Annotated in this window: 11 protein-coding genes; 8 read left to right on the forward strand and 3 right to left on the reverse strand. The window is 42.5% G+C overall.

The window, feature by feature from the left end:
- Positions 1-83 precede the first annotated feature (83 nt).
- From HF888_RS13900 to HF888_RS13910, 3 genes are all read left to right on the forward strand, one after another.
- Positions 84-797, forward strand: a complete 714-nt coding sequence (locus HF888_RS13900) for a hypothetical protein (RefSeq protein ID WP_007018624.1) — start codon at positions 84-86, stop codon at positions 795-797.
- A gap of 252 nt (positions 798-1,049) precedes the next feature.
- Positions 1,050-2,219 carry a hypothetical protein gene (locus HF888_RS13905; RefSeq protein WP_007018623.1) on the forward strand — a complete coding sequence of 390 codons (1,170 nt, stop codon included), beginning with the start codon at positions 1,050-1,052 and terminating at the stop codon, positions 2,217-2,219.
- A gap of 267 nt (positions 2,220-2,486) precedes the next feature.
- Positions 2,487-4,700: a PAS domain-containing hybrid sensor histidine kinase/response regulator gene (locus tag HF888_RS13910; protein ID WP_007018622.1), complete on the forward strand. Its 2,214-nt coding sequence runs from the start codon at positions 2,487-2,489 to the stop codon at positions 4,698-4,700.
- Between the two features lie 10 nt (positions 4,701-4,710).
- Here HF888_RS13910 and HF888_RS13915 read toward each other — a convergent pair whose 3' ends face one another.
- Positions 4,711-6,642, reverse strand: a complete 1,932-nt coding sequence (locus HF888_RS13915; RefSeq protein ID WP_007018621.1) for a monovalent cation:proton antiporter-2 (CPA2) family protein — start codon at positions 6,640-6,642, stop codon at positions 4,711-4,713.
- Positions 6,639-7,247: an NAD(P)H-dependent oxidoreductase gene (locus HF888_RS13920; RefSeq protein ID WP_007018620.1), complete on the reverse strand. Its 609-nt coding sequence runs from the start codon at positions 7,245-7,247 to the stop codon at positions 6,639-6,641. The genes HF888_RS13915 and HF888_RS13920 overlap by 4 nt, the downstream gene beginning before the upstream one ends.
- A 146-nt stretch (positions 7,248-7,393) precedes the next feature.
- Between HF888_RS13920 and HF888_RS13925 the strand changes: the two genes are divergently transcribed.
- From HF888_RS13925 to HF888_RS13945, 5 genes are read left to right on the forward strand one after another with little or no spacing between them, the layout of a single operon-like run.
- Positions 7,394-7,963 (forward strand): glutathione peroxidase, encoded by a 570-nt coding sequence (locus HF888_RS13925; RefSeq protein ID WP_007018619.1) that lies wholly within the window; start codon positions 7,394-7,396, stop codon positions 7,961-7,963.
- Positions 7,960-9,282 carry a DASH family cryptochrome gene (locus HF888_RS13930; RefSeq protein ID WP_007018618.1) on the forward strand — a complete coding sequence of 441 codons (1,323 nt, stop codon included), beginning with the start codon at positions 7,960-7,962 and terminating at the stop codon, positions 9,280-9,282. Before HF888_RS13925 ends, HF888_RS13930 begins: the two co-directional genes overlap by 4 nt.
- Positions 9,279-10,736 (forward strand): FAD-binding domain-containing protein, encoded by a 1,458-nt coding sequence (locus HF888_RS13935; RefSeq protein ID WP_007018617.1) that lies wholly within the window; start codon positions 9,279-9,281, stop codon positions 10,734-10,736. Before HF888_RS13930 ends, HF888_RS13935 begins: the two co-directional genes overlap by 4 nt.
- 11 nt (positions 10,737-10,747) lie before the next feature.
- Entirely contained in the window at positions 10,748-10,897 is a 150-nt protein-coding gene (locus HF888_RS13940) for a DUF2256 domain-containing protein (protein ID WP_007018616.1), read from the forward strand.
- Entirely contained in the window at positions 10,884-12,434 is a 1,551-nt protein-coding gene (locus tag HF888_RS13945; protein WP_007018615.1) for a cryptochrome/photolyase family protein, read from the forward strand. The genes HF888_RS13940 and HF888_RS13945 overlap by 14 nt, the downstream gene beginning before the upstream one ends.
- A 49-nt stretch (positions 12,435-12,483) precedes the next feature.
- Here the strand turns inward: HF888_RS13945 and HF888_RS13950 are convergent, their stop codons facing one another.
- Positions 12,484-13,686 carry a GAF domain-containing sensor histidine kinase gene (locus HF888_RS13950; protein ID WP_007018614.1) on the reverse strand — a complete coding sequence of 401 codons (1,203 nt, stop codon included), beginning with the start codon at positions 13,684-13,686 and terminating at the stop codon, positions 12,484-12,486.

Here is a 13,686-nt window from a genome sequence, read left to right on the forward strand (position 1 = left end):
TGGAGTACCCACAATTCATTGCAAAAGCCTAAATGAATAAGGCTTGAGGCCGCTAACTGAATTACGTCCTTAAGGATTTAACTATGGATATTTCAAGTAACCCAGCAATAGCATCTTCAGTACAACCATCAGAGCCTAGTAAGTTTCTCAAGACAGATCCTGAAACTTTAGAAAGCTTAGTAAAGGTAAATAGAGGTGAAGGTAGGTACACCCAAGCGGAATGGGCACCATACAGCAAGCTTGCTGGTGAGGCACAAATAGGAATGACAAGTGCCAGTGAAAAAATGCGCGAGCTATACACTGGCGTCCAAAATGACTTACTAAAAAAAGCACCAGACCTAATGGAAAAAGATTGGGATTTCTCTGTGGATAGCAAAGGTGAGCTAGTGATTATCGAAGAGCGAGACAAGCTAAGCGATATTGAAAAAATGACACTGAAAGACATACTAGAAGACAATGGCGTGGGCGATGCCATGAACAAGCTAGCTGACCATATTATAAATTGGGGCGTAGGTATGAGAGGGCCAGAAGAGATTGCAGACTTTGGTGGCTTAGAGCGTTACGACATAAACAAAGAGAACTTCAAGGATATTATCTTTGGCCGCGAGTTAATGCTGAATATGAAAATTGACAGTCATACGAAGTTAACCGATAAGCAAATGGTGGAGCACGCTGGGACAGCTAGCCGTAGTAGATTAGCTCAATGGAACGCAATAGGTTCTTACAACGAGGGAAAGCAGCCCGCAGCAAATCTGATTTCATCCCAGATAATGATGCGGGCTGTTGAAAAATACTAGTTAACTCCTATACCTAGGACTGAAAACTTAGGGCTTGAAGAGCAAGACGCTATTTTATTACGAGGCGGATAAACACAGATGCGTAAACACCCCTATATTTTCAAAAAGCAATAGCCCCTATGTGACCTACCTTAATATAAAAATTAACCATAAAGTTATTGTATATAATACGACTCATCTAATTAAAATAGCTAATGTAAAGTAAAAACTTGCCGATAAAGGGCTATACGAGGTGCCATATAGACGGTAAAAATGATGGATAATTACTATAACGTTTTTACATCACAGTCTCTGAAATTTAACCCTCAGGATGTAACGTCTACTCCCTTAGCCAGCGAAGAAAGGGCTACTCTTAAAGATAAGATTGCCAAAGCTTCCCAGCAGGACTCCTCAGGTGTAAGGATATCTATATCAAATGACGCTAAGCAACTTAGCGAAACTACTTCGATTGAGAAAACAGAAAAGAATCGTGTTTTCGAACCGTTACCTGGTGTAATGGTAAAACAAGAATCCATTTCTTATCTCAATGAATATGACAATATGGATAAAAGAATCAGTATGGTAGAGGTTCTTAATACCGATAATCCGCCAGAATCTAGCTCGTTGAGTAAATTGCTTCAGAATTTTGAAAAGCAAGATATTAGCTTAACTAACATATTAAGTAATGCAGGCGCTTTAGAGAGTAACGGTAAGGATGTAACGATAAGTGGACGCGTAGAGATTGGGGACTTTAGAGGAGGAGATTTTTTATTCGATGATAATGGGAATATTATCGCTCAGAAATTCACTGGTTCAATTATGAGAGAGAGCAACGAAACCCAAAGCATTTACAATATCGTAACAGAAAGCGGGAAACAAATAAAAATAGAACTTAATGTAAAAGATAAAATAAATACAATGGGTTCTAATGGCATGTCTCGAGATATCAATATTAGCTATCAGTCAACCAAAGAGTTAACTAATGAGGAAAATACTGCAGTTAAAACAGTATTAAATGAACTAGGAGAAATCAGCACTCAGTTCCAAGGCGAAACCAGTATTAATTCAAATCAGATTAAGGAGTTGTCTGAAGCTCTATCAGAGTCAAATTCAGTTATTAAGTCGTTCGACGGGAATTTGAACTTTGAAGTTGGTGGATTTCAACGAAAAATTAACTTATCTAGCAATAGTGAGAACCCACTATCGGTTTTAACTACAGAAAGTGGAATGAATGAAAAGTTTGAAAGCTCGATTGTAAGTGGTAGCTTTTTAAAATCAAAGATGGGTGATATTTCAACTGATTCTGAATATAAAAAGCAAAACAAGTTAGTATTAGATATCACACAAGAAAAAACTGACATATATATTCCGGCAGTATCTTTTAACAATCAAAATGCAGATAACTTAGACTCGAAGTATATAACAACATTTTTAGAAGAGTAGAAGTAAGCTTACTTTATTCTAGATCACGCATTGACGATTTTTCCAGCTCATTAGTTCCGGCAGCAAGAGACTGTAACCAATTTAGTGATTCTTCATTCACAAATTGAATAAAATCCGGCTAATCACATTACATATAACTTCCAACGATAACCCGCAAAACCGTCAATAAAATCTGATATAACCCGATTAAGCAATAATGCGTGTATTCTTTTCGGCGATTTCACCTAAGCTATCTATACTGAGTTTGTACTCAATAGAATAGTCAGTATGGATAGCAATTTATTACACGCATTGACAGCATTGTATGCTCTTGAAAGTCGCCAACAGCTGCGTCTGCAAGGCATAAAAATACTATTGGAAACACAGGCTTTCTCTGAGGTTAGTATCAACCCTAAGCCTTGCATTGAGCACAATAAACAATGTCTAGACCTTGGGGCTGGCTATTTCTTTAATTACTTGCCCTCTGCGGATAAACAACAAATCGCCGAAGCACTCACTAAAGCATTCCGTAGTCAGTACCTTGCCTGCCATGCGACGACGCAAACCCATGCATTGGAGCAAATTGAGAGGCTTTCACATGTTGGCTATTGGCGCTGGCATGTATCAGAGAATCGGGTTTTCTACAGTCCGCAATGGAAAGCCATGCTGGGTTATGAAGATAATGAGATTAAGTCTGATTTCAGTGCATGGGAAAACCTGCTTCATCCAGACGATCGTGCAGAAGCTGAACGTCAAGTCGCTTATTTTTTCAGCCATCCACACGCGACCAACATTGTAGAGTTCCGTTTACAATGTAAGAACGGACAATATCGAACGATTATATCCAAAGGCAGAGTCGAATCTCTGCAAGCAGATAATCAAACACCCGATATCATTTTTGGCATTCACTTTCCCGCCGATGAACTGAAAGGTTCCCAAGAAGATCACCAGCGATTAACCACACAACTCAATCGAGAGCGCACATTAAGAGCAAGGGCCGGAGAAATTGCCGATATCGGTTTTTGGGAGGTCAATCTTGATACTGGTTACATTTATTGGAATAAGAAAACCCGATTAATTCACGGTGTAGACGAAAACTATAAACCTGACTTGGAAACGGCTATCGAGTTCTATAAAGCTGGCTATTCTCGCGACACCATTACACAAGCCGTTCAAACTTGTCTTGAACACGGTACGCCATACGACGTCGAGCTAGAGATCGTGGACATACATGGTAACGAGAAATGGGTCCGCGCAATAGGTATTAAGGACGACAGCAGTGACGAGCTGAGAATGTTTGGTTTATTCCAAGACGTTGACCAACGCAAACGCGCCATTAGTGAATTAGAGCAAGCACGTCACGCTGCAGAAGAGGCTAATCGCGCAAAAAGTGTTTTTCTAGCCAGTATGAGTCATGAATTACGCACCCCAATGAACGGCGTACTAGGGATGCTGCAATTAATGGAAGGCAGCGTAAAACAAGAAGTGAACAAACGTCGATTACAGATTGCCAGTAACAGCGCCAAAAACTTACTGACCATCTTGGATGACATCTTAGACTTTTCTCGCATTGAAGCAGGGAAATTAGTGCTCGATTCCACTGAATTTTCTATGTCAGAATTGCTTTCATCGTTGCAAGAATTGTTCAACATCGAGGTCGAAAAGAAGCGAAGTACCATTCATATAGAGAATTTACTGCAACACGATATGTACTGGGGAGATGAAGGTCGTATCCGTCAGATGCTCATTAACCTGATTGGTAACGCGAACAAATTCACCCAAAATGGACAAATTATAGTAAGAGCCCAATCAGGAGAGAATCGTGATTTAAAACTTTCTGTTCAAGATACTGGAATAGGTATTCCAAGCGACCGTCTGGGACAGATCTTTGAATCGTTTACGCAAGCTGACTCCTCTACTACTCGCCAGTATGGAGGCTCTGGGCTGGGCCTTACCATCTGTAAGCGTTTAAGCGAACTGATGAATGGAACAATAAGTGTGATCAGCGAACAGGGTAAAGGCAGTGAATTCACGCTACATTTACCACTTAGAGAAGCTGAATGCCGTCAAAGGACCGACCAAAACGTGACATTCCTCCCCCCCGTTTTAAGCCTTGATAAATCAAACATTTTACTTGTCGAGGACAATGAAATTAATCAGATCGTGGTATCCGACATGCTGAAGGACTTGGACGCTCAAATTGAAATTTGTAATAACGGTAAAGAAGCCATTGATTTCTTACAGTCCACGGAGACACAGTTTGACTGCGTATTAATGGACTGCCAGATGCCAGTCATGGATGGCTATGAAGCAACCTGCGCTATTCGACGCGGTGTGGCTGGAGAGGCGTGGACAAACGTTCCCATCATAGCGCTAACCGCTAACGCCATGCACGGAGATAAGGAGAAGTGTCTTGACGCAGGCATGTCTGATTATTTAAGCAAACCTGTCGACATGAGCGATTTACAAAAAGCGATCTCTCCTTTTTTAAAAATCAAATAGACAACTCAAATTAGTCGGCACTTTTTTTATCATCTAGTTCTTTTAGCAAGCCTTCTTCATAGTTTTTAGGTGGAGGAGTCCAACCGCGTTCACTCTTGGCATGAGCATCGTCTCTCTCTTCATCCATGGCATGGTTAATTTGCTTCTCTAATTCCATGAAGAGCTCTCGATAATGAGAGGTAAAGCCACCATCATCCATCGTCTCACGCCACACCTTGTACAACTTAGGTTTTTGTTTGCGCTCCAGTTCTTCAAAGGTTTGCATATTCTGCAACGCAGAAAATGGATGCATACCTGATTCCACTAAAGCCTGACGACCAAGCTGCAATGCCGAATGATAGGTTTCGCTAATGACACAATCTGCACCAGATTTTTCTAAAGTATAACCATGACCACGATCGAACGCGCGCGCCAAGATACGAATATCCGAGCGAATAGAGCGAATATATCTCACCATATCAACTGCTTGATCTCGCTGATCGATAGCAACCACCACCATGCTTGCTTCCTCTATACCAGCAGTGTGTAAAAGCTTAGGATCACTAGCATCACCAAAATAGCTTTTTATATTAATCCGACGCATAAGATCCACTTGCGCACTCTGATAATCTAAAACCGTAGTAGGAATGTCGTTAGCTATAAGCAACCGATTGACGATCTGGCCAAAACGACCACTACCCGCAATGATAACAGGATGCTGTTCTTCAATTTCATCCGCTTTTTGCTCGCCTTTTTGTCGATAATTCGGCACCACCACTTTTTCATAAAAAATGAAAAGGCCGGGTGTTAGGAACATTGACAATGCAACCGGCAGAGACAACAACTGCTTCAACTCATTTGAGATAATAAAGTTCTGTGCGGAGAAATTCAGTAAGACGAAACCAAATTCACCGGCTTGGGCCATTGCCAAAGTAAATAGCCAAAGGTTACTGCCATACACGTTAAATATACGACCCAGGCCATACAAAATAATCCCTTTAACTAAAATAATTCCGATTGTCATGGCTGCGATAGCAAACCATTCTTGCTGTAACAGGTTAAGATTAATACCCGCGCCAACCGTGATAAAAAATAAGCCAAGTAGCAATCCTTTAAAAGGCTCAATGTGGCTTTCTAATTCAGGACGAAACTCGCTATTGGCCAACACTACCCCTGCCAAAAAAGCACCTAACGCAGGAGACAATCCCACCAATGACATCAACGCTGCAATACCGATGACAATGAACAGAGCGCTGGTTGTAAACATTTCTCGCAAACCCGAATCAGCGATAAAACGAAACAAGGGATACGATAAATAGTGACCACCAACGACAACAAAACCAATAGCAGCTAGCACCACCAAACCATAACTCCAGCCAGATAAGTGGTCCACAAGAGAATATCCATGGGCACCATGTCCTGCTGCAGCCGTAGCGCTTTCCATTAAGTCGCTTGACGCCAACAGAGGCAGCAAGGCCAGCATAGGAATGACTGCAATGTCCTGAAAAAGCAAAACACTGAAAGACGTTTTTGCCCCTTCGGTTTTGGTCAATTGTTTTTCATTAAAGGTTTGTAAGACAATAGCAGTGGACGACAGAGAAAAAATCAAACCAACACTCAGTGCCGTACTAGCATTAAGCCCGGCTAACCAGGCGATAATCGCAACTAAAATTGTGGTTAACGCCACTTGTAATCCGCCAAGGCCAAGCAACCGATTGCGCATTCCCCAGAGCTCTTTTGGATCAAGCTCTAGCCCAACCAAAAACAGCATCATCACTACGCCAAATTCGGCAAAATGCTGAATGGTATCTGTTTCACTGCCTACTAACCCTAAAACAGGACCGATAACCAAACCTGCAATCAAATAACCTAAAACTGAACCTAAACCCAGACGTCGAGCCAAAGGTACAGCTATCACCGCTGCACACAAGTAAATGAAGGCTTGTATAAAATATTCTGTCATGACGATGCGCCTCCAAGATCGCGATTCCAATCATTGAGTTTAGCGAGGCTTTGGCATGCCTGTATATCCAATGTCTCTTCTACAAGCGCCTTCAACAGCATCTGCCATTCACTAATGTGTTGCTGCAAACGACCGTCTTCTTTGGCTGTGCGTGAACTGAATAGTGCAAATGGAGGAAGGTAGTTCATCTTCGTAAGATAGGCGGTTTGCTCTAAGGGTTGCAGTAGCTGCAATATGGTAAAGTGATTATAGCCGTCAGTTTGATACGCCACTTCGGCTCCCCCTGCTGTTATTGCGCAAAAGAAATGTTTACCCTCTAGTGCCTTGCCCTCTTTGCCGTAGGCGAAACCGTACTCAAGCACAAGATCTTGCCATTCCTTCAATAAAGACGGCGTGGAATACCAATACAGTGGGAACATAAAAATAACCACATCATGCTCCAAAAGACGCTGCTGCTCACGATCAATGTTGATTCTAAAATCGGGATACTCCGCGTACAAATCAATGCAGGTCACACCTGGCATCTCACTAGATTGATATAGGGGCACATTTACTTCACTGCGCCCTTGAGAAGGATGGGCAAATAGTAACAGCACCTTCGCCATGAAAGCCTCAGTATCGAATAGGATTAAACTATCATAATAGCATTTGATTATATTAATTGCCCATGCGCCTAGACTTTCAAACTTTTTAGTATTGAAAACCGATTAGGGCAACACTGCGTAAATATGCATAAGATGAGGAGGCCCACATGCTACGAAGTACAATAACTCTGGCTTTCATGATTGGCGTTACTTTGATCGTCAGCTATCAAGCGAAAGCCGGTGAAGACAATACAAAAGACTGCCCACAGTGGCTCGATATGACACTGCATAAACTGCATAGCAAGGAAACAGTAGATCTTTGCAGTGTTGTAACAGGCCACCCACTATTGATTGTCAATACGGCCAGTCACTGCGGCTATACGAAGCAATTTTCTGGCTTAGAAGCTTTGCATCAAGATTTTCAAGATATGGGCTTGGTAATCATTGGTTTCCCGAGCAACAGTTTTAACCAAGAAGCCAGCAGCGAAGCAAAAACAGCCAGCGTATGCTTCAAAAATTTTGGTGTCACTTTCTTAATGAGTAAGCCGGTCAACGTTCGCGGTGAAGACGCTCACCCGGTATTTAAGCATCTTAATCAGCAGCGTGGAGAACCTTCATGGAACTTCAACAAATACCTGGTTTCCCCAAATGGCGAAGTGTTGAAACGCTATGAATCGAGTGTTACCCCCAGTTCGCAACGCTTACGCAATGATATTCGCACACAATTCTCCTTATGAAACTATATCAACGTTCTCTATTTGTCTTTAGTAAAGACCTAAGACTGCATGATCACCCAGGATTAAAACAAGCCAATGATCTCAGTGAGCGTTTGGCTTGTGTATATTTTCTGTCACCTTACGAGTTTGAACCAAAAAGTTTTTCCGTTTGCCCAATGGGAAAGCAACGCTATGAGTTCTTACGGCAAGGCTTGTGCGATTTAAGAAACAGTTTAAATGACATTGATCACGAGCTGCATGTGTTTCAGGAGAAGGTGGCTCCAGGTCTCGAACGCATCATAGAACAAAACAAAATCGAGGCTGTATTCGCTTCACGATGCGCGGGAACCTATGAGAATCAGGTATGGGTTAGTTTGCAAAAGCGCCAGCCAAATTTGAAGATTCATTTAGTTGACAGCCACACCCTGTTCAATATTGATCAACCCGATTTATCTAAATCCTTTTACAATAGCTTTAGCCAGTTTCGCCGCCAAGCAGAAAAATGGCCCCAGCCTTTACCTATGGCGACGATCTTGAGCCTGCCTGCCGCCATGCCGGTTGCCACAGACTCTGCCAGAATAAATCTAGACGATAACCGTTCCTCTGCGCTGTGTATTACCGGGGGTGAGCAAAAAGGGCTTGAACACCTTTACGACTATTTTAACGGCAGCTATGCGTTGCAGTACAAAGCAACCCGCAATGCCCTAGATGGTTGGGAGAATAGTTCTAAGTTCAGCTATTGGCTGGCTCAAGGGAGTCTCAGTGTACGCTTAATTTTGCAGGAATTACGTCAATTTGAATCCTTACACAGCAATAATGAATCTACTGAGCATCTCTACATGGAGCTTCTTTGGAGGGAGTTTTTCCAATGGTATAGCCACTTTTATGGCAAGCAGCTTTTTTATTTCTCGGGTATTCAGAAGAAACGTCCACTCACCACGTTTTACCCACAAGCGTTTCGCATGTGGCTAGAAGGCCATACTGAATGGCCGCTAGTAAATGCCTGTATGAATCAACTACGCACAACAGGCTACATGAGTAATCGCGGTCGGCAGATCGTTGCTAGCTGTTTGCTGAATGAACTAAAAGTTGATTGGCGGGCAGGAGCACAAGCATTTGAACATTATTTGCTGGACTATGACGTTGCCGCCAACTGGGGTAACTGGCAGTACATCGCAGGCGTTGGCGCGGACCCAAGAGGCGGACGTCACTTTAATATAGAAAAGCAAACTCAGCTATATGACCCTGACAACCTCTTCATTGACAAGTGGTCTGGCAACAGTACGGCAAGTATTCATACGGTCGATGCCGCTGATTGGCCTGTAGGATCGCAAAAATGAATGTCGTCTGGTTTAAACGAGATTTACGTTTACACGATCACGATGCTTTGTTTAAAGCAATTTCACTCGGCAAGCCCTGTCTTCTACTTTACATTCTTGAGCCTAGCTTAATAGAAGATACTCACTATGATGATCGCCATTGGCGTTTTGTTTACGAATCGCTGCAAGACCTTAACAAACAACTTTCGCCTTATGGGCATCGCTTAACTGTCATTAAGGGCGAGGCTCTGGATGTTCTGCAGGCGATACATCAGCGTCACGAGATTCATACCATTTTTAGCCACCAAGAAATTGGTATCGCACGTACTTTTTCTCGCGACCGAAAAATAGAATATTGGTGTAAAAATAACAGCATAGTTTGGCAGCAAAGTCCTCATGGCGCTGTCGTCAGAGGTTTACAACATCGACTCTATTGGCAGGATCATTGGTACAACTACATGGCCAGAAGCATTCCACCGATTGAGCTAAATAAACTCAAAAGTGAACAATCCTGCCTACATGATGTTGACGCGTTTGATGATATCTACAAACAAACCAATCCCCACTTTCAATACGGGGGTGAGTCCAGTGCGATGGTAACACTAGAAGACTTTTTAACGGATCGTCACCTTCATTATCGTGGCAGCATATCCAGCCCCTCGCGATCTCGACACTATTGCTCTCGACTTTCGCCATATCTCGCATGGGGAAATTTAAGCTTGCGCTATTGCTATCAGCAAACACAATTGGCCTTCGCGCAAAGTAAAGGCAAGCAACACTTAAATGCATTTAGCTCACGTTTGCACTGGCATTGTCATTTTATTCAAAAATTTGAGTCTGAAAGCCGAATGGAATTTGAAGCTGTCAATCGTGGCTATTTGGACTTCCCTTATGATATCGGTGATAGTGCTCATGAAAAACTGGCTATCTGGCAACAAGGAAAAACAGGGTATCCTTTAGTGGATGCTTGCATACGCTGTCTCCAAACAACGGGTTATCTAAATTTTCGTATGCGGGCTATGCTAGTGAGCTTTGCCTGCCATTATCTTAACTTGCATTGGAAATCTGTTGCAGAGTACTTAGCAAAACTCTTTCTCGACTTTGATCCAGGTATTCATTACAGCCAGATACAAATGCAAGCAGGTATCACTGGAACAAACACAATTCGGATTTATAACCCAGTTAAGCAAAGCCAAGAGCAAGACCCTGAGGGTGAGTTTATTCGTCTATGGTGCCCAGAGCTCTCCAGCTTAAGTAATGATGTTATTCATAGTCCATGGTTGCTTGGTCCCTTAGAAAAGCAAATGTTTGCGCTGGACTATCCTGAACCCATGGTGAATGCGGACTGCATCCAAATAAATCGAGAACGCCTATGGAGCTGGCGCAGCCGAGATAAAGTAAAGCTTGAAGCTAAACGAATATTGAACACTCATGTCACACCCAACAGCGAAACCCGACAACAAGCAAAGCGTTAGGTAAACATTGAATGGCGCACAAAAAAAATCATTTACCGGAAAAGCAATGTATTGTCTGTCAAAGACCATTCACTTGGCGGAAGAAATGGGAAAAAGACTGGCAAAACGTGAAATATTGCAGTGAACGATGCAGGAGACATAAATCCTATGCACTACGATAACATTTGTCTGATTTTAGGGGATCAACTCAATGCTGGTCACTCATGGTTCCAAAAGAAAGATCAAGACACTTTATTTGTAATAGCCGAGCTTTATCAAGAAACCCAATACACTAAGCATCACATTCAAAAATTATGCGGTTTCTTTATGGCCATGGATAAATTCGCAAAGGCCCTGAAAAAAGCAGGTCACGAGGTTTTGCATCTCTCTTTAGATGACACTCAGGAATTTTCAAACTTACCAGAGCTAATCAGGCACCTAACATCTAAATACAAGGCGACCACATTTCACTATCAGCGGCCTGATGAGTATCGACTTTTAGAGCAACTTCGCAATTTAGATCTACCAAATACAGCAACAAAAGAAAGTGATACCGAGCATTTCTTATTGCCCTTTGAAGAGATAGAAAAAACCTTCAAACCAAATAAAGCACATCGCATGGAAGCTTTTTATAGAAAAATGCGTAAACAGTTTAATATTCTTATGAATGGTGATGAGCCTGCAGGAGGCAAGTGGAACTTTGACCAAGACAATCGAGGCAGCCTAAGTGAAGAAGCCATCCAAGATATCCCTGAACCAATTAGTTTTAGCCATGATGCTCGCTCCACTATTAAGCGCTTAGACAAACATGGTGTTGAATATTTTGGTAGTTTAAACAATAAGCAGAGTTTCATTTGGCCTATAACACGCAGTGAAGCGCGCCAAGTATTGGATTATTTTTGTGATTCTCTTTTACCTAAATTTGGCCTTTATCAAGACGCGATGACGCTGCACTCAGCTCATGCTTGGTCCCTTTATCACAGTCGCTTGTCTTTCGCACTTAATACGAAAATGATCAGTCCGCTAGAAGTGATACAAAAAGCCATACAAGCCTATGAGCAAAGCAATCAAATCAACCTTGCACAAATAGAAGGTTTTGTTCGTCAGATTCTGGGTTGGCGCGAGTTCATTCGTGCTATGTATTGGATCAATATGCCTGATTATCAGAATAAAAATTCATTGGACGCAAGCCGCTCACTGCCAAACTACTTTTGGAATGGTGAAACTAAAATGCAATGCATGCGAGCATGCTTATCTCAAAGCCTCGAGCATGCCTATGCCCATCACATACAGCGTCTTATGATCATTGGTAATTTTTCTCTATTAGCCGGTCTCGATCCTAAGGCTGTTGATGCTTGGTACCTAGGCGTTTATATCGATGCCATTGAATGGGTAGAGATGCCAAATACTCGCGGCATGAGTCAATTTGCAGATGGCGGGCTAGTAGCCAGTAAACCCTATGCAGGTAGTGCCAATTATATCAATAAAATGAGTGACTACTGTCAAAGCTGCTACTACAAGCACAATCAAAAAACAGGTGATCGGGCGTGTCCTTTTAATAGCTTATATTGGCATTTCCTAGATCGGCATCAAGAAAAATTCGCTAAGAACCCGAGAATGGCGTTAACCTATAAAAATTGGCAGAAACAAAAACCAGAAAATAAGGAAGCGGTTTTAAAACAGGCCAAAACTTACTTGAATGATATCGAAGCACTTTAGATTACTTTTGCTCGCATTTGATATCCGTTCTAATAGGCAGGAAACTTAACTATTCATGGCCATTAGAAAGTGGCAGACAAAAAACCACTCGAGTTCCCGGCGAGTATTGCTCATCCACCCAGATATCACCACCTTGATTGCGCACAAACTCGGCACTGAGCACAAGCCCCAAACCATGACCCTTTTCTCCCATAGTGCCCTCTCCACTTTTCACACTGGTACGAAACACTTTTTGTTTGATTTCATCACTCATACCAGATCCTTGATCGATAATCGCGATTTCCACTTGATCTTGATTTATTATTCCTTGCAACTGAATTGTCGTTTGTTCAGGACTATATTTGATAGCGTTACTTAACAGGTTACGAATGACTGTTTTGATAAGCGCTTTGTCGGCCATTACCACTGCATCATGATCCACATCAAGATCAATCGTCTGCTGCTTCATCTCGACCGCATCCTTCAAAAAATCGACGGTTTCCATAATCACAGGCATTAAAGTTATCGGTTCCAAGCTTATGCTAATGGCACCCAAGCGGTTCCTTGACCACTGAAGCAGTTCATCTAATAAATTGTATACCTGCATACTCGAAGTAAGGATGGCATCTGCCATTTGCTTTAAGCGCTCTGGTGTTAGCTTGTTGGCTTTCTCATGAAGAATGCGAGACAAACCGAGAATACCATTGAAAGGTGTGCGCAAGTCATGGGCCATGACCGCAAAGATCTGGTCGCGCTCTTTGTTTAAGTGCTCTAGCTGTCGGTGCTTTAAACGAAGTTCTAATTGGCTGATGACTTGATTGGCTAAGATTTTTAACGCGCGCGTTTGATGTTCGGTAAGCTTATGCGTTTCCGTATCAATAACACAAAGTGTTCCAATCGGCATACCACTCTCTGTTACAAGCGGTGCGCCAGCATAAAAACGTATATCAGGTGCGCCTGTTACTAATGGGTTATCATGAAAGCGCTCGTCTGTAGCAGCATTTGGAACCTCAAACACCTCATCTTGCAGAATCGCATGGGAACAAAATGCCACCTCTCTTGACGTTTCGTCTGCATCTAGACCTTTGCGTGATTTAAACCATTGCCGATCACTATCGATCAAGGAGATAAGCGAGATAGGGGTCCCACAAATTTCACTCGCCAGCTCGGTAAGCTCATCCAAGGCCGATTCATCGTCAGTGTCCAAGACTTCAAGACGCAATAGCTCTTTTAAGCGCTCGCTTTCCTGAGGATGTAAATCAGCGGGAGTCAT

The sequence above is a fragment of the Bermanella marisrubri genome, assembly GCF_012295615.1.
In the GTDB taxonomy this organism is placed as follows: domain Bacteria; phylum Pseudomonadota; class Gammaproteobacteria; order Pseudomonadales; family Oceanobacteraceae; genus Bermanella; species Bermanella marisrubri.